This is a genomic window from Micromonospora sp. NPDC048887, from assembly GCF_040649715.1.
Taxonomy (GTDB): Bacteria; Actinomycetota; Actinomycetes; order Mycobacteriales; family Micromonosporaceae; genus Micromonospora.
In genome coordinates, this window is sequence record NZ_JBEZGA010000010.1 from 167834 (window position 1) to 189283 (window position 21450).

The 21450-nt window shown below is 74.2% G+C and carries 22 protein-coding genes; 15 read left to right on the plus strand and 7 right to left on the minus strand.

Annotation, left to right across the window (positions count from 1 at the left end; genetic code table 11):
* Positions 1-64: 64 nt before the first annotated feature.
* Both AB0C17_RS17625 and AB0C17_RS17630 read right to left on the minus strand, forming a co-directional pair.
* Positions 65-817, minus strand: coding sequence for a hypothetical protein (locus AB0C17_RS17625; protein ID WP_357385516.1), 753 nt, complete (start codon positions 815-817; stop codon positions 65-67).
* 141 nt (positions 818-958) lie between these two features.
* Positions 959-1789 carry a UbiA family prenyltransferase gene (locus AB0C17_RS17630; protein ID WP_357385518.1) on the minus strand — a complete coding sequence of 277 codons (831 nt, stop codon included), beginning with the start codon at positions 1787-1789 and terminating at the stop codon, positions 959-961.
* Positions 1790-1834: 45 nt separating this feature from the next.
* On the opposite strand from AB0C17_RS17630, the gene AB0C17_RS17635 reads away from it, so the two are divergent.
* From AB0C17_RS17635 to AB0C17_RS17650, 4 genes are all read left to right on the plus strand, one after another.
* Positions 1835-2590 carry a methyltransferase domain-containing protein gene (locus tag AB0C17_RS17635; protein ID WP_357385520.1) on the plus strand — a complete coding sequence of 252 codons (756 nt, stop codon included), beginning with the start codon at positions 1835-1837 and terminating at the stop codon, positions 2588-2590.
* Between the two features lie 40 nt (positions 2591-2630).
* Entirely contained in the window at positions 2631-3797 is a 1167-nt protein-coding gene (locus tag AB0C17_RS17640) for an acyl-CoA dehydrogenase family protein (protein ID WP_357385522.1), read from the plus strand.
* Positions 3798-3893: 96 nt separating this feature from the next.
* Positions 3894-4943 (plus strand): type III polyketide synthase, encoded by a 1050-nt coding sequence (locus AB0C17_RS17645; RefSeq protein ID WP_357385524.1) that lies wholly within the window; start codon positions 3894-3896, stop codon positions 4941-4943.
* Positions 4944-4982: 39 nt separating this feature from the next.
* Positions 4983-5570: a hypothetical protein gene (locus AB0C17_RS17650; RefSeq protein ID WP_357479377.1), complete on the plus strand. Its 588-nt coding sequence runs from the start codon at positions 4983-4985 to the stop codon at positions 5568-5570.
* Positions 5571-5589: 19 nt separating this feature from the next.
* On the opposite strand, the gene AB0C17_RS17655 is transcribed toward AB0C17_RS17650, so the two are convergent.
* Positions 5590-6285 (minus strand): hypothetical protein, encoded by a 696-nt coding sequence (locus AB0C17_RS17655; protein WP_357385528.1) that lies wholly within the window; start codon positions 6283-6285, stop codon positions 5590-5592.
* 327 nt (positions 6286-6612) lie between these two features.
* On the opposite strand from AB0C17_RS17655, the gene AB0C17_RS17660 reads away from it, so the two are divergent.
* From AB0C17_RS17660 to ispF, 3 genes are all read left to right on the plus strand, one after another.
* Complete coding sequence (locus AB0C17_RS17660; RefSeq protein ID WP_013288937.1) at positions 6613-7098, plus strand: CarD family transcriptional regulator; 486 nt, start codon at positions 6613-6615, stop codon at positions 7096-7098.
* Between the two features lie 53 nt (positions 7099-7151).
* Positions 7152-7847, plus strand: a complete 696-nt coding sequence (gene ispD, locus AB0C17_RS17665) for a 2-C-methyl-D-erythritol 4-phosphate cytidylyltransferase (protein WP_357385530.1) — start codon at positions 7152-7154, stop codon at positions 7845-7847.
* Between the two features lie 669 nt (positions 7848-8516).
* Entirely contained in the window at positions 8517-8999 is a 483-nt protein-coding gene (ispF, locus tag AB0C17_RS17670) for a 2-C-methyl-D-erythritol 2,4-cyclodiphosphate synthase (RefSeq protein WP_357468882.1), read from the plus strand.
* A gap of 37 nt (positions 9000-9036) precedes the next feature.
* Here ispF and AB0C17_RS17675 read toward each other — a convergent pair whose 3' ends face one another.
* A complete protein-coding gene (locus tag AB0C17_RS17675) occupies positions 9037-9567 on the minus strand; it encodes a hypothetical protein (protein WP_357385534.1) in 531 nt (176 codons plus the stop codon).
* Positions 9568-9741: 174 nt separating this feature from the next.
* Between AB0C17_RS17675 and AB0C17_RS17680 the strand changes: the two genes are divergently transcribed.
* From AB0C17_RS17680 to AB0C17_RS17690, 3 genes are read left to right on the plus strand one after another with little or no spacing between them, the layout of a single operon-like run.
* Complete coding sequence (locus AB0C17_RS17680; protein ID WP_357385536.1) at positions 9742-11094, plus strand: BTAD domain-containing putative transcriptional regulator; 1353 nt, start codon at positions 9742-9744, stop codon at positions 11092-11094.
* Positions 11095-11144: 50 nt separating this feature from the next.
* Positions 11145-12203: a tetratricopeptide repeat protein gene (locus AB0C17_RS17685; protein WP_357385538.1), complete on the plus strand. Its 1059-nt coding sequence runs from the start codon at positions 11145-11147 to the stop codon at positions 12201-12203.
* A gap of 45 nt (positions 12204-12248) precedes the next feature.
* On the plus strand, positions 12249-13289 hold the full coding sequence (locus AB0C17_RS17690) for an NAD(P)-dependent alcohol dehydrogenase (RefSeq protein ID WP_357385540.1): 1041 nt from the start codon (positions 12249-12251) through the stop codon (positions 13287-13289).
* A gap of 55 nt (positions 13290-13344) precedes the next feature.
* On the opposite strand, the gene AB0C17_RS17695 is transcribed toward AB0C17_RS17690, so the two are convergent.
* Positions 13345-14541, minus strand: coding sequence for a homogentisate 1,2-dioxygenase domain-containing protein (locus AB0C17_RS17695; RefSeq protein WP_357385542.1), 1197 nt, complete (start codon positions 14539-14541; stop codon positions 13345-13347).
* 94 nt (positions 14542-14635) lie between these two features.
* On the opposite strand from AB0C17_RS17695, the gene AB0C17_RS17700 reads away from it, so the two are divergent.
* From AB0C17_RS17700 to AB0C17_RS17720, 5 genes are all read left to right on the plus strand, one after another.
* Positions 14636-15502, plus strand: coding sequence for a hypothetical protein (locus tag AB0C17_RS17700; RefSeq protein ID WP_357385544.1), 867 nt, complete (start codon positions 14636-14638; stop codon positions 15500-15502).
* Between the two features lie 176 nt (positions 15503-15678).
* Positions 15679-16878 carry a fumarylacetoacetase gene (gene fahA / locus AB0C17_RS17705; RefSeq protein ID WP_357385596.1) on the plus strand — a complete coding sequence of 400 codons (1200 nt, stop codon included), beginning with the start codon at positions 15679-15681 and terminating at the stop codon, positions 16876-16878.
* A 171-nt stretch (positions 16879-17049) separates the two neighbouring features.
* Entirely contained in the window at positions 17050-17259 is a 210-nt protein-coding gene (locus AB0C17_RS17710) for a DUF397 domain-containing protein (protein WP_104114857.1), read from the plus strand.
* 112 nt (positions 17260-17371) lie between these two features.
* Positions 17372-17854 carry an SRPBCC family protein gene (locus tag AB0C17_RS17715; RefSeq protein ID WP_357385547.1) on the plus strand — a complete coding sequence of 161 codons (483 nt, stop codon included), beginning with the start codon at positions 17372-17374 and terminating at the stop codon, positions 17852-17854.
* Positions 17855-17921: 67 nt separating this feature from the next.
* On the plus strand, positions 17922-19175 hold the full coding sequence (locus AB0C17_RS17720; protein ID WP_357479380.1) for a PQQ-binding-like beta-propeller repeat protein: 1254 nt from the start codon (positions 17922-17924) through the stop codon (positions 19173-19175).
* 124 nt (positions 19176-19299) lie between these two features.
* Here the strand turns inward: AB0C17_RS17720 and hisC are convergent, their stop codons facing one another.
* The gene (gene hisC, locus AB0C17_RS17725) at positions 19300-20403 is read right to left on the minus strand and encodes a histidinol-phosphate transaminase (RefSeq protein WP_357385551.1); all 1104 of its coding nucleotides are present in this window, start codon (positions 20401-20403) and stop codon (positions 19300-19302) included.
* Positions 20400-21410, minus strand: a complete 1011-nt coding sequence (locus tag AB0C17_RS17730; RefSeq protein WP_357385553.1) for an RDD family protein — start codon at positions 21408-21410, stop codon at positions 20400-20402. The genes hisC and AB0C17_RS17730 overlap by 4 nt, the downstream gene beginning before the upstream one ends.
* Between the last annotated feature and the right edge of the window lie 40 nt (positions 21411-21450).

A 21450-nucleotide genomic window follows, 5' to 3' on the forward strand; every position in this document is an offset into this window, starting at 1 on the left:
GAAACGGCGACACCGCCGGCGTGGCGCTGGCCACGGCGGCGGTGCCGACGGAAGGAGGGGGAGGTCAGTGGCCGCCCTCGGCGCCGCCGTCCTCACCGGCGTGCTCACGCGGGTTCACGATCTTCGACGGCGTGGCCTCCGCCGTCAGCGGGATGCCGATCGGGGCCGGGGTCTTGACGACCTTGCCGTCGCCGAAGTCGAAGGTCAGGTTGACCTGCTGGCCGACGAGCAGCTTCTCGTTCAGGCCGACGAGCTGGAGGAACCGCGGGTTGCCGGCGTTGAGCTGGGCGTAGCTGAGCGCCGGGATCTCGATCCGGGCCGGCTGACCGGCGGGCGCGGACTCGCTCTCGCTCGGCGACGGGCTGGCCGACGGCGACCCGGTCACCTCCAGCGACTGGCTCGGCGAGGCGCTCGGGTCGGACGCGGTCGGCGAGGTGGTCACCGGCTCGGTGGGCGAACCGGTCGGGGTGGCCGCGCCGCTCTCGCCCGCGCCGGAACCGGTGAGCACGATCTCCCGCGCGCTGTCGGTCGTGACCGTCACGGTCACCGGCTTCTCGCTGTCGTTGTAGATCACCACGTTGACCGGCGCGTTCGACCCGGCCTCGTAGCCCTTGGGGCCCGGGAACTGCACGTAGAGCCCGCGCACCTTGTAGAGGTTGTCGGAGGTCTGGACGTTGACGCCCTGTACCGACGGGATCTTGTTGGCGGTCTCGGAAATCTGCCCGGCGCCGCACCCGGACAGCAGCAGGCTCGCCGCCGCCGCCGTGCCGGCCAGCAGCAGGGCCGGCCCCCGGGAACCCCTGATCGAGCGCGTCACGTCGGTCCTCCTCGTCACGATCCCCGCCCGGTCGACCACCGGGCACGGGGTGGCCATACCCGCGCAGACCGCGCTCCAGGGTAGTTGGAGCTGATCGAGGCCCGCACGCGGACCCGGCAATACCACCTCGGAGGGACCTGCTCAGACCACCCGGCCGCTCGTCACCAGCAGCACCACATCGATGAGCGCCACCACCAGCACCGCCCGGAAGGCGGCCGCCGAGCGTCCGGGCGCGGAGCGTCCCGCGTACCAGCCGGCCGCCGGCACGGCGACGGCGGCGGCGACCGCCGACAGGCCGGTCCACGACGGCGGCCCGGGCGGGCCGAGGACCAGCGTGACAGTGGCCGCGAGCAGCAGCCCGGCGGCGGCCAGCCGGCTGCCCACCGGCCCGATCCGGTGCGGCAGCCCGCGCACCCCGGTCCGGGCGTCGTCGGCCAGGTCGGGCAGCACGTTGGCGAAGTGCGCGCCGGCGCCGAGCAGCGCGGCGGCGGCCACCAGCCAGACCGGGGGCGCCGGCGAGCCGGGCAGCGCGAGCACCACGAACGCGGGCAGCGCGCCGAACGAGACCGCGTAGGGCAGCACCGAAACCGGCGTCGACTTCAGCGGCCGGTTGTAGAGCAGCGCGGAGACCAGGCCCAGGGTGGCGCAGGCCGCCGCGGCCGGGCCGCCGGCCAGCGCCAGCAGGGGCACGGCGAGGGCGGCCACCGCGGTGGCGCGGGCCAGCGTCGGCCGGGCCACCGCGCCGGTGGTCACCGGTTTGTCGGTACGCCCCACCGCGGCGTCCCGGTCGGCGTCGATCAGGTCGTTGCTCCACCCGACCGCGAGCTGACTGGCCAGCACCGTCAGCCCCACCGCGACGACACCGGCCGCGGAGTGCCCGACACCGGCGGCGAGCAGCGCGGCGACCACGGTGACCGCCGCCGCCGGCTCCGGATGGCTCGCCCGGACGAGCCCTGACACCCGTGTCGACATACCGGAAGTCTGGTCGTTACCGGGCAGTCGTGCCACGCTCGACGCATGCCCGACGCGTCCCCGGTGTCCACTCCGTACCGGGTGCTGCCGCCGAACGACCCCCGGCAGTACGACGACCTGGCCGGCGAGTGGTGGCGGCCGGACGGAGCGTTCGCGATGCTGCACTGGCTGGCGCGGGCGCGCGCGGCACTCGTGCCTCCGTCGTCCACGCCGGACGATCCGCTCGTCGACCTGGGTTGCGGCGCCGGGCTGCTGGCGCCGCACCTGGCCGGGAAGGGCTACCACCACGTCGGGGTGGACCTGACCCGCTCCGCGCTCGACCAGGCCGCGAAGCACGGCGTGACCGTGATCCAGGGCGACGCGACGGCGGTGCCGCTGGCCGACGGCTGCGCCGCGGTGGTCTCCGCCGGGGAGGTGCTGGAGCACGTACCGGACTGGCGGCGGGCGGTCGCCGAGGCGTGCCGGCTGCTGCGACCCGGCGGCCTGCTGGTGCTGGACACGCTCAACGACACGCTGCTGGCCCGGCTGGTCGCGGTGGAGCTGGGCGAACGGCTGCCCACGGTGCCGCGTGGCATCCACGACCCGCGGCTGTTCGTCGACGCCCGCGCACTGGTCGCCGAGTGCGCCCGGCACGGCGTGTCGCTGACGGTGCGCGGGGTCCGCCCGGAGCTGGGCGGGACGCTCGCGTGGCTGCTGCGCCGCATGCGCGGCGGCGACCGTCCGGGCCGGACCGAACCGCGCATCGTGCCGACCCGGTCGACGGCGGTGCTGTACCAGGGCTGGGGGCGCCGGAGCGGGTAGCCGGGGCCGCCCGGGGTAAAGGACGCGAGAAGGGGGCGACATGACTGTGCACGCGCTGGAGGCGGCCCGCCGGTTGGCGCCGCGACTGGCCGCCCGCGCGGCCGGGCACGACCGGGACGGCTCGTTCCCCGTGGACGACTTCGCGGACCTGCGGGAAGCAGGGCTGTTCGGCCTGATGGTGCCCCCCGAGCTGGGCGGCGCGGGCGCGAGCTTCGCCGAGTACGCAGCTGTCGCCACCGAACTGGCCCGGGGCAACGGCGCGACCGCGCTGGTGTTCAACATGCACGCCTCGGTCACCGGGGCGCTGGGCGCGGTCACCGAGGAACTGGCCGAGGCGCTCGGCGTACCGGACGAGGCGCTGGCGGCGCGGGACCGGTTGCTGCGCGCGGCGGCCGCCGGCGCCTGGTACGCGGTCGCGATGAGCGAACGCGGCGCCGGCGCCCGGTTGTCCCAGCTCAGCACCGTCTACGAGCCGGTCGAGGGTGGCTGGCACATCAAGGGCAGCAAGACGTTCTGCTCCGGGGCCGGCCACCCGGACGGCTACCTGGTGGCCGCCCGCAGCGCCGCCGACCAGTCGGTGGTGTCGCAGTTCCTGGTCCCGGCCGGGGACGGGATCACCGTCGAGCCCACCTGGGACTCGCTCGGCATGCGGGCCACCTCCTCGCACGACGTGCACCTGGACGTGACGGTCCCGGCCGACCGGCTGCTCGGCGGCGTCGAAGGGCTGGCCCTGGTCGTCGCCCAGCTCATGCCGCACTGGCTGGTGGCGAGCTACGCGGCGGTCTACGTCGGCGTGGCCCGGGCCGCCGTCGACGCCGCGGCCGAGCACCTCAACGCGCGCAACCTGGCCGGCCTGCCCGCCGTGCGGGCCCGTCTGGGCCGGGCCGACGCGGCCACCGCCGCCGCCGAACTGGTGGTCGCCGAGGCGGCCCGGCGGGTCGACGAGGCGCCCGGCGACGCCGAGACGAACCGCTGGGTGTGGCGGGCCAAGCTGCTCGCCGGCACCACCGCGGCCGACGTCGCGGCCTCCATGCTGGAGGCGGCGGGCACCTCGGCGACGCGGCGTGGGCATCCGCTGGAGCGGCTCTACCGGGACGCCCGCTGCGGTTCGCTGCATCCGGCCACGTCCGACGTGTGCGCCGACTGGCTCGGCATCGCCGCGCTGGGCGGCGACCCGGACCGCGACAGCACGCTCCCTCGTTGGTGAGCGCGAGGAGTGAGCCGGTTTTGCGAGCCCCGCAGTCGCTGACGAAAAGCGGCACGGTGACCAGAGTCGGTGCGAGTGAAGGGCGAGGGTGGGGACGTGGGCATACCGGTGATCGCGGGTCTGGGTACGGCACAACCGCCGGCGGCGGCGCAGGACGAGCTGTGGACGGGCTTCTTCGCGGGGCACTTCCAGGGGAGCACCCGGGCACTGGCCGAGCGGATCTTCGCGAACTCCGGCGTGACCCGGCGGCAGGCGGCGGTCAACCCGCTGCTGGAGGACGTCTCGGAGTGGCCGACCGAGCGCCGGATGCGCCGCTACCAGGTGGAGGCGCTACCGCTGGGCAAGGAGGCGGTCGGCCGGGCGCTCACCGCCGCCGGCCTGGACGCCGCCGACATCGGGCTGTTCATCGTCTGCTCCTGCACCGGGTACGCCACCCCGGGGCTGGACATCCTGCTCGCCCGGGACCTCGGCATGTCTCCCGCCACCCAGCGCATGTTCGTCGGGCACATGGGCTGCTACGCGGCCCTGCCCGGGCTGGGCGCGGCGAGCGACTTCGTCACCGCCCGGGGGCGGCCGGCGCTGCTGCTCTGCGCGGAGCTGACCAGCCTGCACATCCAGCCGCCGGGCGCCCGGGTGGACACCCAGCAGATCGTCTCCCACGCGCTGTTCTCGGACGCCGCGGTCGCCGCCGTGGTCGTCCCGGGCGGCCGGGGGTACGCGCTGCGCGAGGTCACCTCGGTCACCGACACCTCCACTGCCGACCACATGACCTGGGACGTCACCGACACCGGCTTCCGGATGGGGCTGTCGCCGAAGGTGCCGCAGGTCCTCTCCCGGCATGTCCGGACGCTGATCGACGACCTGCTGGCGCGGCACGGGTGCGAACGTTCCGACGTGGACGGCTGGGCGGTGCACCCGGGCGGTCCGCGGATCCTCAACGTGGTGGAGCGTGAGCTGGCTCTGCCGCCGGACGGGCTCGACGCGTCCCGGGGCACGCTCGCCGAACACGGCAACTGCTCGTCCCCGACGGTGCTGCTGATCCTGGACCGGCTGTGGCGCGCGGAGCCGTCCCCGCGCTGGGTGGTGATGCTCGCGTTCGGGCCGGGCCTGACGCTCTACGCGGTGTTGCTGGAACGGGTGGGCTGACGGCTCGCCCCGCCCGGGCCGCGCCGATACGCTGCCGTCATGGCCTCCGACGAGCGGGACGGGCGGGTACCGCTGGCCGTGCTGACCGCCCTGGCGTTGGCCGCCGGCGCGGCCTGGTGGCGGGCGGCGGCACCGGAGCCCGGTCCGGCCACCGCGGCACCGGCCGCGAGTGCCGAGGCGTTCTTCCGCACTGTGATGGTCGACCCGCCGACCGGCGTCGTCTGGCCGTCCCGCCCGGGAAGCGATCTGCCGCCGGGGGTGCGCCGTGGGGCGGTCACCGAGCCGGAGCGGTCGGTGGTGATGCGGGTGGAGGCGGACGGCACCGCGCGTGTTCTCAGGATGTCGCACGTGGTGTGGCGGGAGACGTCAAGCCTGACGCCGGACGGCCCACCCGTCGTACGGCAGGTGAACCCCTCGCGCGGCGACGACTACCGGCTGACTGTGAGCTGCTCGGGGGACGGTGTGGTCGCCGTCCGGCTCTCCGGCGCCGGGGACGGTGAGTCGCGGCGGGTGCTCCGGTGCGGCGGGCGGCTGGAGCTGCCCGTGCTGGGCGCACCGGTGCTGGTGCGGTTCAGCGGTGTACGCGGCCGGGCCGAACTGGACGCCCGGCTCGAAGCGCTCTACTGAGCGCGGTCGGGCCGGTGGCTCAGCCGCCCAGCCGGGCGAGGTCGGCGCCGTAGGCCGACAACGGGCCCAGCTCCGGCACCACCCGCACCAGCGTGCCCTGCCGGTCCACGAGCAGCGCGGCGGCGGTGCCGGGGTGGGGCGACAGGTGCAGGTAGGAGCGCAGGCCGCCGGCCGGGTCGCCGAGCGGGCGTACCCCCGGGACGCTCGCGGGCCCGGCACTGCGGCCCTCGGTCACGGTGACCACGGTGACGCCGGGCGGGGCGGCGCGTGCCGCGGTGCCGACCTGCTCGGCGCAGGCGCAGGCGTCGACCAGGATGATCACGGCGGGCAGCAGGCTACGCAGCGGCACCGGCGTGTCGTCCGCGCCGACCAGGTCCAGTGCGGGCAGCGGGCCGACCGGCTGCGGCGCGGCGGTGGAGCGCGGGAGCACCGTCGGCGCACCGGACCGGGTGCCGGTACGCGGCCATGTGACGGCGGCCAGCCCGGCGAGCGTGACGAGCACCGACACGAGCAGGATCAGCACCGGCAGCCCGAGCCGGGCCGGAGTCGTACGCCGGCCGGAGCCCCGCCGCGCGCGGCGCAGCTCCCGGCGGACCTGCCGGGCCTCGTCGGCGAGCGCCGAGGCGTCGTCCGGGACGACCACCCGTCCCCACTCCGGGGGCAGGCCGGGGAGCCCGTCCGACGACCCCTGGCCGTCAGCGTCAGGCACGCCCATCGGACCCCCAGGAACGTCTCGGTGAGCGGACGTCACGTCCCTCACCAGCGTCCCGCAACGGCCGCCGTAACGCCACACCTGGGCGCGGATGGAGTTGCGGAGCTACCATGGAAGGAGCGCATAGCCCTAGATCCGGACGCTCCCGTCACCCTTACCGGGTTGTCACGTGTTCCTCACGGAGCGTGTCGAAAGCATCGGTTTGACCGCCTGTCAAGCTGAAGAAATACCTCTCACAGGGCCCCTGAGCTGCGCCAACGATCAGGACAGCGGTGAGACATCGGTGCCTGAGCGTGTTACCCTAGACACAGCGAAAGGGGTTTCGAACCTATGGTTTTCAGTGTCGGCGAGACCGTTGTTTACCCCCACCACGGGGCCGCACTCATCGAGGCAATCGAGACTCGGGTCATCAAGGGCGAGCCCAGGGAATACCTCGTCCTGAGGGTCGCGCAGGGTGACCTGACGGTCCGGGTGCCCGCCGAGAACGCCGAGATCGTGGGTGTGCGCGAAGTGGTTGGCGAAGAGGGCCTGGGCAAGGTCTTCGACGTGCTCCGTGCACCGCACACCGAGGAGCCGACCAACTGGTCGCGGCGTTACAAGGCGAATCTGGAGAAGCTGGCCTCCGGTAACCCGCTGAAGGTGGCCGAGGTCGTCCGCGACCTGTGGCGCCGGGAGCGGGAGCGGGGCCTGTCGGCGGGCGAGAAGCGGATGCTCGCCAAGGCTCGTGACATCCTCGTCGGCGAGGTCGCGCTGGCGGAGAAGAGCACCAAGGACGAGGCCGAGACGCTGCTCGACAAGGTGCTGACCGAGGCCTGATCCACGCCTCTGCCTCTACCCACCCCGCAGCGAACGAATCCGAGGACCGCGACGTGACCGCGCAGCTCAATCCGCGCGGTGACGTCGCGGTCCTCGTTCCTGCGGCAGGTGCCGGCGTACGCCTCGGACCCGGCGCCCCCAAGGCACTCCGGTTGCTCGCCGGTGAGCCGCTACTGGTGCACGCGGTCCGCCGGATCGCCGCCGCGCCCTCGGTGCACACGATCGTGGTGGCCGCACCGGCGACCGAGGTCGAGGCGGTACGCGCGATGCTCGACCCCGTGGCCCCGGTGACAGTCGTACCCGGTGGCGCCGAACGCCAGGCGTCGGTGGCGGCGGCCCTCGCAGCAGTTCCCGCCGGCCCGGACATCGTCCTGGTGCACGACGCGGCCCGCGCGCTCACCCCGCCCCACCTGGTCGAGTCGGTGGCCGCGGCGGTCCGCGACGGGCACGACGCGGTGATCCCGGTGCTTGCGGTGGTCGACACGATCAAGGAGGTCGACGCGGCCGAGCGGGTGCTCGGCACTGTCGACAGGTCAGCGCTGCGGGCGGTGCAGACGCCGCAGGGCTTCCGTCGGTCGGTGCTGATCGCGGCCCACAGTTCGGCTGGTGACGCGCTCACCGACGACGCCGGGCTGGTCGAGAAGCAGGGGGGCGCGGTGACCTGCGTACCCGGCTCCGAGCTGGCCCTGAAGATCACTCGCCCGTTCGACCTGGCCCTGGCCGAACACCTGCTTGCCACCGGCGCCTGACCGCCTCACAGGTCGGCGGTGGATCGAGCCCGGCGGAGGCGGTCTCGGACGACATACCGCTGGCCTTGCGTGAAAGCGCTACCTCTGCCTCGGCCGTGGTGCGGGATCGGCGTCGGTAGCGTCAGATGGCCCGCCGACCCCGGCGCCGTGAGTCCGAACACCTGATAACGCCCCTCGGTCCACCCGTGCTTCCGGCTGACCTCGATGATGTCGGCGAGGAGTGCGTCGCGTGGTTCACCCGCCGCTCGGAGCCGGTTCACCTCACCGACCGTCCAATCGACGTTGTCGAGCCGGAAGAGGATCTTGGGCACCTCTGGAAGGCGCGTTGCGGGTAACGACCTCGACGTAGTGGAACGCCTCGAACGACGCGCCTGTGAGGGCGACGCTCCACTCGTACAACTCGCAGGCTTTGCTTTCGTCGCCACCGGCGGCAGCCAGATAGGGGTGGAACCTGCCGGGCGAGATCCAGTGGTGCACCGTGCGAGCATGGGGGTGATGCGTCACGGAACGGATGCAAAGCGTGACGATCGCGAGGGATCGCCCGCCGCGCCGACGGCAACGAAAGAGCCCCAGGCGCTTGCACGAGGCAGAGGCGACACTGGGGCGTACAACAACCAAAGCTAACCACAGCCCAGGCCGCCGTCAAGGCGCGACGCGTACCCTCTGGTCATGATCGTTCCTCGGGTGGCCGTCGGCACCGACGTGCACGCGTTCGCTGCCGGACGACCCTGCTGGGTCGCCGGCCTGCACTGGCCCGACCAGGACGGCCTGGCCGGCCACTCCGACGCCGACGTGGCGGCACACGCCGCCTGCAACGCCCTGCTCTCCGCCGCCGGCCTCGGCGACCTGGGCGCGAACTTCGGGGTGGACCAGCCGGAGTGGGCGGGCGCGTCGGGGGTGGCGCTGCTGACCGAGAGCGCTCGCCGGGTACGGGCGGCGGGCTTCCACATCGGCAACGTGTCGGTGCAGGTGGTGGGCAACCGCCCCAAGATCGGGCCGCGCCGGGAGGAGGCGCAGCGGGTGCTCTCCGAGGCGGTCGGCGCCCCGGTGACCGTCTCCGCCGCCACCACCGACGGGCTGGGCTTCACCGGGCGCGGGGAGGGGCTGGCCGGAATCGCTGTGGCCCTGGTCTACGAGGCGCCGGCCGACTGACGCGGTGACCGGGGACGCCGGTCACCGCGTCACCCGATCAGTCGACGTCGGTGCAGACGTTGTGGGTCGTGCCGTGGAGCATCGTGATCGTCTTGTCGTAGGTGGGGGAGAACTCCACCCGGAACTGGCCGTCGACGATCCACAGCCCCTTCGGCAGCGTGCCGGCGTTCTCCCGGAAGCCGAGCAGCACCGGCCCGGTCACGTACCAGGTCATCGAGCCGTCGGTGCGGTAGACGACGAGGGCGGTGCCGCTCGCGTCCGCCGTCGAGGTGGCGCCGGTCTCCAGGTTCGTCACCCGGTTGATCAGAGCGCCGGTGAACAACTCCCGCTTCGGGGCGCCGTCCGGGTAGGTCTCGATCGTCAGCTTCCGCACCTCGTCCACGATCGGCTCGACCCGTACGGCGAACTCGCACCGCGCGCCGGCGGGCATCTCGAACGGCGCCTGGGGTGCCGGCTCCCAGGCACCCGGGGCGGGATGCCGCTCCGGCGCGGCGGATGCCGACCCTGGTAGGGCCGCGACCACCGCCACCACGACGCTCGCCACCGCGATACTCATCCTGAACCGCATGTTCCACTCCATCCCTCGCTGGTCCGGGCGGCGAGCATCGCCGTGCCCGCTCACCACCGGCTCACCGTGTCGAGCGGCAGGCGTCGCGCGGGCGGACCCGGTCGGCCGGGTCCCTCACCACGCGATCACCGTCGGGCGACAACCCCCGGCCGGTACCGGGTCGTCCTGTTCGGTATGGAGTTCCGCCTGCTCGGGCCGTTCGAGGCCCGCCACGACGGCCGGCCGGTCGACGTCGGCAGCCGGCGCCAGGAGCGTTGCCTGCTCGGGGTGCTGCTGCTCGACGTGGGCCGGGTGGTGCCGACCGATCGCCTCATCGACCTGCTCTGGAACGGCCGGCCGCCGGCCACGGCCCGGAGTGCGGTGCAGACGTACATCGGGCGGCTGCGGGGCTCGCTCAACCCGTACGGGGTTCTGATCAGCACCCGGGGTGAGGGCTACGCGGTGGAGGAGGACGGGCACCGGGTCGACGTCGACGAGTTCGCCGACCTGGTCCGGGCGGCCGGGCGGACCGCCGATCCCGCCGGGCGGGTGCGGTCGCTCGACCGGGCGCTCGCCCTCTGGCGCGGGCCGTTGCTCGCCGACGCGGCGGACGACGAGTTGCGGGACCGGCTGCACGGCACGGTCGAGGAACTTCGCCTTGTCGCCGTGGAACTGCGGGCCGAGGCGCAGCTCGCGCTGGGCCGGCACACGCGCGCGATAGCCGACCTGATGCCGCTGGCCGCCCAGCACCCGACGCGGGAACACCTCGTGGCGGTCCTGATGACCGCCCTGTACCGGGGCGACCGGCGGGCCGACGCGTTGCGCCTCTACCGCGCCACCCGGGACCTGCTCGCGGCCGACTTCGGCGTCGAGCCGGGGCCCCGCCTCCGGGAGGTGCAGCGCCGGGTGCTCGCGGGCGACGACCGGCTGGACCGGACCACCCGGCCGATGCACGAGATCCGGGTCGGCGACGAGAGCCTGCCGTGGAGCGTGGGCGGCCACCCGGCCCTGGACTTCTGCAACACCCTCGCCGGGTGGGGGCACGAGCCGCCGCTGCCCGGCGCCGAGTGGCTGCGCGGCTACCGCACCCTCGCCGTCTGGGCCGGTCACGTCGGGCTGGTGGACGAGGTCTCGACGAACCGCCTGCTGCACCTCGCGCGCCGCGACCCGGCAGCGGCGGAGGCGGTGCTCGACGAGGCCCGTACGCTCCGCGCCGCGCTCTACGCCAGCCTGGTCGACCCGGACGACGGCCCTGCCTTCGAGAACGTCGCGCGGGCCGCCGAGGCCGCCGCCCGTACGCTCGTCTTCCGGCGCGAGGCAGACGGACGCGGCAGGTGGTGGCCCGACCTGGCGGCCGGGCTCCGGCTGCCGGTGCACGCCGCCGCGTTCAGCGGCGCGCAGCTGCTCGCCGATCCGGCCCGGTTCACGGTGCGGGTCTGCCCGGACCGGCGGTGCGGATGGCTGTTCCTGGACGAGAGCGGGCTGCGCCGGTGGTGCAGCCTGGGCACGTGCGGCGGCCGGGCGGGCGCGTCCTGCCGGAGTGCCTGACGCCGGGCACCCTCGGCGCGCGGTGGGTCGGGGCGGATACGCTCGCCGGGATGCCGAGTGACGCCGCCCCCGACCAGTCCGCCGCCGACGGTTACCTGCAACGCGCCCACCTGCTCGCCGAGCTGGGGCGCTACGACGAGGGGATCGGCGAGCTGACCGCGCTGCTCGCGGCCGAGCCCGGGCACCTGCCCGCGCTGACCATGCTGACCCGGATGCACCTGGCCGCAGGCCGGCCGGCCGAGGCGCTCGCCGCCGTCGAGACGCTCGTGCCCGCCGTCGAGACGCCCACCGTGGACGGCACCGCTGAGACACCCGGCACGTCGCCCGCCGCCCCGCCCGAGGCGGTCGTGCCGGCGCTCGTGGCGCGCGGGTTCGCGCTGCTCGACCTGGAACGCTGGAAGCCCGCCGCGGCCACCGCCGACGAGATCCTGGCGCGTGCGCCGGGCGACGCGTACGCGCAGCGCAGTGCCGCCGCCCTCCTCTCCGCGTCGCGCAACGGGCAGGCGGCGCTGGACGCGGCCTGGCGCGGGGTGGAGCTGGCCCAGGACGAGCCGGAGGCACACCTGGTGCTGGGCCTGGTCGCGGTGCGGCTGCAACTGTTCGACCTGGCCGAGCGGGCCTACCGGGAGGCGCTGCGGCTGGACCCGGAGCTGGGCGAGGCGGGGCAGGATGTGGGCGTGGCCCGGCTGGAACGACGCCGCTACGCCGAGACGCTGGAGCACCTGACCGCGCTGGCCGACCTGCCGGTGGCCCGGCCCGACCCGGCCCGGACGGTGGACGCCGGCATCCGGCGCCTCATGCTGTCGGTGGCCGGATTGTCCCTGGTCGCGAGCGTGCTGGTCGCCGCCCTGGCCCCGGCCTCGCCGGGCGCGTCCCGGCTGCTCGCGGTGCTGTCGGTGGCCGGGGTGGCGGTGCTGCTGCGGCGCCCGGCCACCTGGCAGCCCGGCCTGCGGGAGGCGATGTCGCGCGGCCTGGCCGTGCCGGTCTACGCGGCCGCCGCCGCGGTGCTGCTGCTGCTCGTGTACGCGCTGGTCGGCGGCCCGTGGCCGCTCGCCGGGGCGATCACCGCGTCGGTGGTGGCCGGACTCACCGCGTTCACTCGCCGGTGAGAGGGTAGGAGCACCGGAAACACCGGCTGAAGGAAGCGGGAACCAGTGCTCACCGTCAACGCCTACGCGGCGACGTCCGCGACCGAACCGCTCGCCCCGACCACCATCGAGCGGCGCGATCTCGGACCGGACGACGTCCTCATCGACATCAAGTTCTCCGGCATCTGCCACTCCGACATCCACACCGCGCGCAGCGAGTGGGGGCCGACCCGCTACCCGATCGTGGTGGGTCACGAGATCGCGGGCGTGGTGCGGGAGGTCGGTTCCGCTGTCACGAAGTTCGCCGTCGGCGACCGGGTGGGCGTCGGCTGCCTCGTCGACTCCTGCCGGGAGTGCGACAACTGCCGCAAGGGCCTGGAGCAGTACTGTCTGAAGGGCAGCACCGGCACGTACGGCGGGGTGGGCCGGGACGGCAAGCCGACCCAGGGCGGCTACTCGCAGGCCATCGTGGTCACCGAGGACTTCGTGCTGCGCATCCCGGACGGCATCGAGCTGGACGCCGCCGCGCCGCTGCTCTGCGCCGGCATCACCACGTACTCGCCGTTGCGGCACTGGAACGCCGGGCCGGGTCGCCGGGTGGCGGTGATCGGCTTGGGCGGCCTCGGCCACATGGCGGTGAAGCTGGCGCACGCCATGGGCGCCGAGGTGACTGTGCTGTCGCAGTCGCTGAAGAAGCAGGAGGACGGGCTGCGGCTCGGCGCCGACCACTACTACGCCACGGCGGACGAGGACACGTTCACCGAGCTGGCAGGCTCGTTCGACCTGATCATCAACACGGTGAGCGCGACCCTCGACATGGACGCGTACCTGCGGCTGCTGGCTGTGGACGGGACGCTGGTCAACGTGGGCGCGCCCGAGGATCCGCTGTCGGTGCACGCGTTCTCGCTGATCCCGGCCCGCCGGTCGTTCGCCGGATCGAACATCGGCGGCATCGCGGAGACCCAGGAGATGCTCGACTTCTGCGCCGAGCACGGGCTGGGCGCCGAGATCGAGGTCATCCCGGCGGAGAAGATCAACGAGGCGTACGAGCGGGTGCTCGCCTCCGACGTGCGCTACCGCTTCGTCATCGACGCGTCCACGTTCTGACGACCGCGTGCGAAGGGGCCGCGTCCGTGCCGGGCGCGGCCCCTTCTCGCGTACGTCAGGACTTGCGCGCCCAGGTCCAGGCGTAGCCGTCGTCCTCGCAGTCGGCGGCCGCGTCGCAGAGGTCCAGCGGCCGGAACGTGTCCACCATGACGGCCAGCTCGTCGAAGAACTCCGCCCCGATCGACCGCTCGGCCGCGCCCGGCTGGGGGCCGTGGGTGAAGCCGGACGGGTGCAGCGAGATCGAGCCCTGCTCGATGCCGGAGCCGCGCCGGGCCTCGTAGTTGCCGCCGGTGTAGAACAGCATCTCGTCGGAGTCGACGTTGTGGTGGTTGTACGGCACCGGGATGGCGGCCGGGTGGTAGTCCACCTTGCGCGGCACGAACGAGCAGATCACGAAGTTCGGGCCCTGGAACGTCTGGTGGACCGGCGGCGGCTGGTGGATCCGCCCGGTGATCGGCTCGAAGTCGTGGATGGAGAACGCCCACGGGTACATGTGCCCGTCCCAGCCGACCACGTCGAACGGGTGGTTCGCATAGACATGACGCGTCCAGGCTGTGCCGCTGCCACCCGGTCCTGCGGCCCGAGACCGGTGCTTGACCAGCACCTCCACCTCCTCGCCGTCGACGAGCAGCGGGGTGTCCGGTCCTCGGACGTCGCGCTCGCAGTAGGGCGCGTGCTCCAGGAATTGCCCGCGTACGGAGAGGTAGCGCTTGGGCGGCCCGATGTGGCCGGCGGCCTCGACGGCGAGCAGCCGGGTCGGCTCGTCGCCGGTGGGCACCAGGCGGTGGATGGTCGAGGTGGGGATGACGACGTAGTCACCGGCGACCGCGTCCAGCACGCCGAACGGCGACTCGACCCGCATCGACCCGGCCTCCAGGTAGAGGCAGTGGTCGCCGGTGGCGTCGCGGAACAGCGGCGACGGGCGGTCGGCGAGCACGTACGCGATGCGTACGTCGTCGTTGGCGAGCAGGTACTGCCGGCCGAGCACCGGGTCCGCGCCGGTGCCGTCGAGCTTGTGTGTGCGCAGGTGGCGCGGCTTGAGCGGCAGGTTCGGCACGCGGGTGACTGTGGGCGGGGCGTACTCCTCGGCGGCGAGGATCGCGGTCGGGGCGTGCCGGTGGTAGAGCAGCGACGAGTCGGAGGAGAAGCCCTCCTGGCCGACCAGTTCCTCCGCGTAGAGCGTGCCGTCGGGCTGGCGGAACTGGGTGTGGCGCTTGCGCGGCACGTCGCCGACGCTGCGGTAGTACGGCATTTCGCCTCCCGATATGTCCCGTTCTCCGGCCGGTGGCGTCCGATAATCGGACGCTGTTGTCCGTTCCTCGTAGCGTCCCGTACATTCTTGTCTCGTGTCAACGCAGGTGCCCCGCCTCCTCTCCGGTCTGGTGGACGACGCCGCGGTCTTCCCGCCCGGCAACGCCCCGCTGCCCGACGCGGTGACCGCGCACCGCACCCACCGCACCGCCTGGTACGCGGACATGGTCGGTCCGCTGCTGCTGCCCGCCTCGGAGATCCAGCGCGGGTCGCTGCGCGGCCTGGTGGACCCCGCCGAGGGGCTGGTGATCGGGCTGGTCGGCGACACCGGCCTGGACCAGCTCCCGCAGGCGCTGGACGCGCTCGCGCCCGACGGGGTGGCCGCCCGGCAGATCGAGGCGCCGGTGGCCAAGCGCGGCGAGGACCCGCAACCGGGGTTGTCCGCGCTGATGACGCTCGCCGGCCGGCTCGACACCACCGCCGTGTACGCGGAGATCCCGCTCACCTTCGGGCTGATGGGCGCGCTCGACACGCTCGCCGAGGCGCGTGCCGGTGGGCTGCCGGTGGCCGCCAAGTTCCGCACCGGCGGGCTCGCCGCCGAGCTGTTCCCGACCCCGGTCGAGCTGGCCGCGGTGATCTGCGCCTGCCGGGACCGGAAGCTGCCGTTCAAGCTCACCGCCGGGCTGCACCACGCGATCCGGCACCGCGACCCGGAGACCGGCTTCAACCACCACGGTTTCGTGAACGTGCTGGGCGCGACGCTCGCCGCCGTCGGTGGCGCCGAGGTGGACGCCGTGGCCGAGCTGCTCGCCGCCACCGACCCGGTACGCGTGGTCGAGCCGGCCCGGGCGCACCGCGACGCCGAGCGCCCGCTCTGGGTCGGGTACGGCTCGTGCAGCATCTCCGACCCACTTACCGATCTGATCCGGCTGGGGCTGGTGAACGGAGGCTTTGAGGCATGAGCGAACGCACCGAGCGGAGCGAGGGCCGTGATGGCATGCCCGGCAAGCACGGCATGAGCGAACGCACCGAGCGGAGCGAGGGCCGTGAGGGCATGCCCGGCAAGCACGGCATGAGCGAACGCACCGAGCGGAGCGAGGGCCGTGAGGGCATGCCCGGCAAGCACGGCAAGCACGGCATGAGCTGGGTTCCGGGTGTGGCGGGGTCGCCGTACGGGGTGACGAACCTGCCGTACGGCGTGTTCCGGCACGGCGAGGGCGAGCCGCGCGTCGGCGTCCGCATCGGTGACTTCGCGCTGGACCTGGCCGGCGCGGAGGCCGCCGGTCTGGTGCTGGCCGGCGGCGCGCTGGGCCGGCCGACGCTCAACGCCTTCATGGCGCTCGGCCGCCCGCAGTGGACGGCGGTCCGGCAGCGGGTCGTCGAGCTGCTCACCGAGCCGGAGCGCCGGGCGGCCGTCGAGCCGTTGCTGGTGCCGCTGCGTGAGGTCGAGATGGCGCTGCCGTTCGAGGTGGCCGACTACGTCGACTTCTACTCCTCCGAGCACCACGCCTCGAACGTCGGGCAGATCTTCCGGCCCGGCCAGCCGCCGCTGCTGCCGAACTGGAAGCACGTGCCGATCGGCTACCACGGCCGGGCGGGCACGGTGGTGGTCTCCGGCACGCCGGTGATCCGCCCGACCGGGCAGCGGGCCAGCGCGCAGGGCCCGACCACCGGTGCCTCGGTCCGGCTGGACATCGAGGCCGAGGTGGGCTTCGTGGTGGGCGTGCCGAGCCGCCTCGGCGAGCGGGTGCCGGTGGCCGACTTCGACGACCACGTCTTCGGCGTGGTGCTCGTCAACGACTGGTCGGCCCGGGACATCCAGGCGTGGGAGTACCAGCCGCTCGGGCCGTTCCTCGGCAAGTCGTTCGCCACCTCCGTCTCGGCCTGGGTGACGCCGCTGGAGGCGCTGGCCGACGCGTTCGTGCCCGCGCCCGACCAGGACCCGCCGGTGCAGGACTACCTGCGCGACACCCCGCGCCTCGGGCTGGACCTGACGCTGTCGGTGCAGTGGAACGGCGAGCGGGTAGCCGAGCCGCCGTTCGCCGGCATGTACTGGACCCCGGCGCAGCAGCTCGCGCACCTCACCGTCAACGGCGCGTCGCTGCGTACCGGCGACCTCTACGCCTCCGGCACCGTCTCCGGCCCGGAGCGCGGTCAGGTCGGGTCGTTCCTGGAGCTGACCTGGGGCGGGTCCGAGCCGGTCAAGTTCGCCGACGGCAGCGAGCGGACGTTCCTGGAGGACGGCGACACGGTGACGATCACCGCCACCGCGCCCGGCCCGGACGGCACCACAGTCGCGTTGGGCGAGGTCACCGGGACGATCCTCCCGGCCCGCTGACATCCGGCCTGCCACGGCCCCGGTCGCACCAGATGTGCGACCGGGGCCGTTTCCTTCGCCGTTGATCGGTCCGGATCACGTACGCCCGGCCGGTGGCTCCCGGTCGAGCCGGGAGCCGCCCGCGGTGCCGGGCCGGGGCGTACCCGGGAAGCCGAACAGGAAGGACCGAGCATGACCGAGTTGACCGGTGCCGTCTGGCGCACCAGCAGCCGCTCGAACGATCAGGGCCTCTGCGTCGAGGTGGCGACGAACGTGGTCGCCGCGCACGGCGTGGTGGGCGTACGCGACTCGAAGGACCCGGACGGCCCGGCGCTGGCGGTGAGCCCACCGGGCTGGGCCGCGTTCGTCACCGCGCTGCGGGGCGGCTCGTTGCGCGGCTGACCGTCCGTGCCACACCCCGGTGCCCCGGATCGGGGCACCGGCGGTGGAAATGTCACAGCGAGGCTCCCCGTTTCCCGTCACGCCCCGTACCGTGTACGACACGGGAGGTGCCATGTCGACGGTGACGGTATCCGCATTCATCGAAGCGCAGCACGCCGACCTGTGGCGGCTGCTCACCGACCTCCCGGCCCGTGCCGACTGGCTCTCGGCGGTGGACGCGGTCGAGGTCCTCGGCGCCGGCGGGTTCGGACCGGGCACTGTGTGGCGGGAGACCCGCGTCCGGCCGGACGGCGGCACCGAGCCGGAGGAGTTCGAGGTGATCGAGTCGGTCGCCCCGAGCCGTCTGGTGCTCGGCTCGCGCGGTGCCGGCGCCGACTACCGGATCACCTGGACGCTGCGCACCGTCGAGCGGCGGCGGCGCGGCTGCACCGAGGTCACCGTCGAGCAGGAGGCGGTGCCGACCCGGGCGTACGGGCGGGTGCTGGCCCTGATCCTCGGCGGCCTGGCCGCCCGCGCGGTCGAGGGCGCGCTCCGGCGTGACCTGGCCGACCTGGCGCTCGCGGCCGGTTCCGCCCGATCCACCGAGGCCGCCTGAGCCGACCCGGCCGCTCCCCGTACCCGGCCCGCACGCGGCCGGTAGGGTGCCGGGGCGGAGGTGACGGATGGCGAAGGCCGCTAAGCGGCGGGCCGTGGTGGCGCTGGTGGCGGTGCTCGCCGTCGCGGCGTCGGTCGCCGTGGTCGTCCGGGTGCTGGCACCCGCCGAGGTCGACACGCCGGCCCGCAAGCCCTACCCGGAGGCGCCCGCGCCGACCGCCGGGGTCCTCGCCCGGCTGCCGGTGGCGCCGCTGGTCGTGGACGGCCGCCTCCGCGTCTACGCGGGCACCCGTCAGGTGTACGCGGACCAGTCGGTCACCGGACGGCACCGGGTCACCCCGTTCTGGTCCTTCCGCCGCTGGCCGGCGAAGCTGGCCGGAGTGCTCGCCGAGCAGACCACGGTCGTCAGTCGCTGGTCCGACGGGAGGCTGGTGGCGCTGGACGCGCGTACCGGCCGGGTGGCCTGGCGGGCCGACGGCCCGCGGCCGGGGTCGGTGCCGGAGCCGCGACGCACCTTCGCCGCCACGGTCTGGGATCCGGCGGGTCTGCACGTGGCGCGCACCGCGGACGGGCGGACCGTGCTGGTGGCGGCCGGCCCGGGCGGGGTCGGCGGGTACGACCTGGCCGACGGCCGCCGGCTCTGGCACGTCGACGTGGGCCGGGGCTGCCGGTCCGACGTGGGTACGACAGCGAGCGGTGAGCTGGTCGGCGTGGACCGTTGCGACGGCCCGGCCGCCGTCGAGTTGCGGGACGCGGCGACCGGTGTGGTGCGGACCCGCTGGCGTCCGCCGGAAGCGCCGGAACAACTCGCCGTGACGCCGGTGGGCTGCCGCGACGGGCACTCGGGTTGTCGCGGGTTGCGTACCGCCGGGCCGGACGGCGCGGGCAGCCGGGGCTGGCTGGTCACCGACCCGGGCGAACCGGCCGCCGCGCCCGGCCTGGACCACCCGGACACGGTGCTGGACGGCGAGCGGGCGGTGGACACGGCCGGCGGCGTGGTGGTCGGGCGTTCGGCGCGTACCGGCGAGGAGCTGTGGCGCCGGGCGGACATCCATCCGGCCCGGGTGCTCGCGACCGAGCCGGGACGGGTGCACCTGCTGACCGACCGGCGGGAACTGGTCACCGTCGACCCGCTCACCGGCACGACCCGGTCGAGCTTCGTGCTGGACCTGGGACGGGACGGGATCGGCTGGCGGCCGGGGCGGGCGTACGCGGTGGACGGCTACGTCGCGGTGGAGCGGCTGCGGGAGAGCGCCACCGCGGAGGACGACGACCAGGGGTACTTCCTGATGGCCGAGCCGGTGCTGTTCGCGGTGACCTGACGCGGCGAGTCGAGCGTTACAAAACGGACAAAAGCCCCTAGGGTTCTCTTGTCTGATCGGTCTTCGGACGAAGACGCCCGGGCCGGTCCGTAGGGGGTTGACGGACCGGCCCGGGCGCGCCCGGTCAGGCCAGCGCGGCCTCGGCGGCGGCCAGGAACGCGTCGTTCTCGGCCGGGGTGCCGATGGTGACCCGTACGCCGTCACCGGGGAACGGGCGGACGATCACGCCGCGCGCCTCGCACGCCCGGCCGAACTCCACCGCCCGCTCGCCCAGCGGCAGCCAGACGAAGTTGGCCTGGCTGTCCGGCACGTCCGGCACGAACTTGCGCAGCGCCTCGGTGACCCGGTCCCGCTCGGCCACGACCAGCGCGCAGCGCCGTTCCACCTCGTCGGCCTGTGCGAGCGCGGCGAGCGCGCCGGCCTGGGCGGCCATGCTGGTGGAGAACGGGGTGACCACCTTGCGCACGGCGGCGGCCACCTCGGGCGCCGCGACCAGCCAGCCGATCCGCAGGCCGGCCAGGCCCCACGCCTTGGACAGCGTGCGCAGCACCGCCACGTTCGGCCGGTCCAGGTAGGTCAGGCCGTCCGGCACCTCCGGGTCGGTGACGAACTCCCGGTACGCCTCGTCGATCACCACGAGCACGTCGTCCGGCACCGCGTCGAGGAAGCGGTCCAGCTCGGCGCGGCGCACCGCCGTACCGGTGGGGTTGTTCGGGTTGCAGACCAGCACCATCCGGGTCCGGTCGGTCACCGCCGCCGCCATCGCGGCCAGGTCGTGCCCGTGGCCGGCGTCGTTCGGCACCCGCACGCTTGTCGCGCCGCTGGTCGCCGCGATGATCGGGTACGCCTCGAAGGAGCGCCACGAGTAGAGCAGCTCGTCACCGGGCAGGCAGGTGGCGCGCACCAGGTGCTCGGCCAGCGCCACCGAACCGCAGCCGGTGGCGATCCGGTCCGCGTCCACGCCGTACCGCTCGGCGAGCGCCTGGCGCAGCGCCACCACGCCCATGTCCGGGTAGCGGTGCGAACCGGCCACCGCCTCGGCCACCGCCTCCACCACGCCCGGAAGCGGGCCGTACGGCACCTCGTTGCTGGCCAGCTTGATCGCCTCGGCCAGGCCCAGCTCGCGGGCCAGGTCGGCCGGGCTGCGGCCGGGCACGTAGTTGGGCAGCGCGTCCAGGTCGGCGCGGGTCAGCCGCAGCGCGGGCTGCTGGCGTCCGGTGTCGGTCATGGGGTGTCTCCCGGGGTGTCGGCGCTCTCGGGCGGGGTGGTACGGGGGTCACGCTTGCGGGGGAGCTGGACCACCACCGTCTGCGCCCGCTTGTCGTGCAGGGCCTGGCGCAGCGGATGGTCGAACAGTGGCGAGATCGCGTCGATGAGCTGGAGCAGCAGGCCCAGCCCGCAGCAGTACCAGAGCAGCGTCGGCAGGCCGAGCGTGCTCCAGCGCCGGGTGGCCCGGCCGAAGCCGAGCGGCTGGTCCGCCTCGACCGGCAGCGCGCGAATGCCCATCAGCCGCTTGCCGAAGGTCTGACCGCGCGCCGCCATCGACGGCACCTCGTACGCGTACCAGAGCGCGGTGGCGATCACCAGGATGGCGATCTGGAGACCGCCGGCCTGGTCGTCGATCTGGGGCAGCCCGTCGGTGGACGTGTCGCCGTTCAGCGCCCGGCGCACCGACTCGCGCAGGTACGGGGAGACGGCCTCGATGTAGCGCCAGACGAACCAGCCGTTCACCACGGCGTTGAGCAGGAACACGATGCCCAGGTCGATCAGGCGCGCGACCAGCCGGGCGCCGTAGGAGGCGAGCGGCAGCCCGTGCGGGCGCGGGATCGGCTGCGCGCCGGGCCAGTGCGGGTACGGCCAGCCCGGCGGCGGCCCCTGCGTGCCCGGTCCGGCCTGTCCCGGCTGCCCGGGCTGGCCCGGCCACGGGTTCACCTGGCCGGGCTGGCCCGGCTGACCCGGCCAGGGACCGGCCTGACCCGGCTGGCCGGGCCACGGGCTCGGTCCGCCCGGCGTGCCGGACGTCGGGGTCGCCTCGGGCCGGTCGCCGGGCCCGGAGGCCGGGCGCTCGGCGGCGGGCGTCGCGGCGGCCGGCGCGGGCTCGGGTTCCGCGGGCGGCGGACCCTCGGGCGGGGTGACGTCGACCGGAATCGGCGCGCCGATCCAGCCCTCGCCGTCCCACCACCTGCGGGTCTCCGTGTCGGCGGGGTCGACGTACCAGCCAGGTTCCAAACTCACGATGCCGTCCTTGTTCGCGACTGCGGGGCTCGCAGACCCG

What these genes read in the sequence shown, in the direction of transcription:
- AB0C17_RS17715 (WP_357385547.1), top strand. Translation starts at nt 17,372, where the DNA reads ATGTCGACGGTGACGGTATCCGCATTCATCGAAGCGCAGCACGCCGAC.
- ispF (WP_357468882.1), top strand. Translation starts at nt 8,517, where the DNA reads ATGATCGTTCCTCGGGTGGCCGTCGGCACCGACGTGCACGCGTTCGCT.
- AB0C17_RS17635 (WP_357385520.1), top strand. Translation starts at nt 1,835, where the DNA reads ATGCCCGACGCGTCCCCGGTGTCCACTCCGTACCGGGTGCTGCCGCCG.
- AB0C17_RS17685 (WP_357385538.1), top strand. Translation starts at nt 11,145, where the DNA reads ATGCCGAGTGACGCCGCCCCCGACCAGTCCGCCGCCGACGGTTACCTG.
- AB0C17_RS17650 (WP_357479377.1), top strand. Translation starts at nt 4,983, where the DNA reads ATGGCCTCCGACGAGCGGGACGGGCGGGTACCGCTGGCCGTGCTGACC.
- hisC (WP_357385551.1), bottom strand. Translation starts at nt 20,403, where the DNA reads ATGACCGACACCGGACGCCAGCAGCCCGCGCTGCGGCTGACCCGCGCC.
- AB0C17_RS17675 (WP_357385534.1), bottom strand. Translation starts at nt 9,567, where the DNA reads ATGCGGTTCAGGATGAGTATCGCGGTGGCGAGCGTCGTGGTGGCGGTG.
- fahA (WP_357385596.1), top strand. Translation starts at nt 15,679, where the DNA reads ATGAGCTGGGTTCCGGGTGTGGCGGGGTCGCCGTACGGGGTGACGAAC.
- AB0C17_RS17640 (WP_357385522.1), top strand. Translation starts at nt 2,631, where the DNA reads ATGACTGTGCACGCGCTGGAGGCGGCCCGCCGGTTGGCGCCGCGACTG.
- AB0C17_RS17710 (WP_104114857.1), top strand. Translation starts at nt 17,050, where the DNA reads ATGACCGAGTTGACCGGTGCCGTCTGGCGCACCAGCAGCCGCTCGAAC.
- AB0C17_RS17720 (WP_357479380.1), top strand. Translation starts at nt 17,922, where the DNA reads ATGGCGAAGGCCGCTAAGCGGCGGGCCGTGGTGGCGCTGGTGGCGGTG.
- AB0C17_RS17680 (WP_357385536.1), top strand. Translation starts at nt 9,742, where the DNA reads ATGGAGTTCCGCCTGCTCGGGCCGTTCGAGGCCCGCCACGACGGCCGG.
- AB0C17_RS17660 (WP_013288937.1), top strand. Translation starts at nt 6,613, where the DNA reads ATGGTTTTCAGTGTCGGCGAGACCGTTGTTTACCCCCACCACGGGGCC.
- AB0C17_RS17630 (WP_357385518.1), bottom strand. Translation starts at nt 1,789, where the DNA reads ATGTCGACACGGGTGTCAGGGCTCGTCCGGGCGAGCCATCCGGAGCCG.
- AB0C17_RS17655 (WP_357385528.1), bottom strand. Translation starts at nt 6,285, where the DNA reads ATGGGCGTGCCTGACGCTGACGGCCAGGGGTCGTCGGACGGGCTCCCC.
- AB0C17_RS17695 (WP_357385542.1), bottom strand. Translation starts at nt 14,541, where the DNA reads ATGCCGTACTACCGCAGCGTCGGCGACGTGCCGCGCAAGCGCCACACC.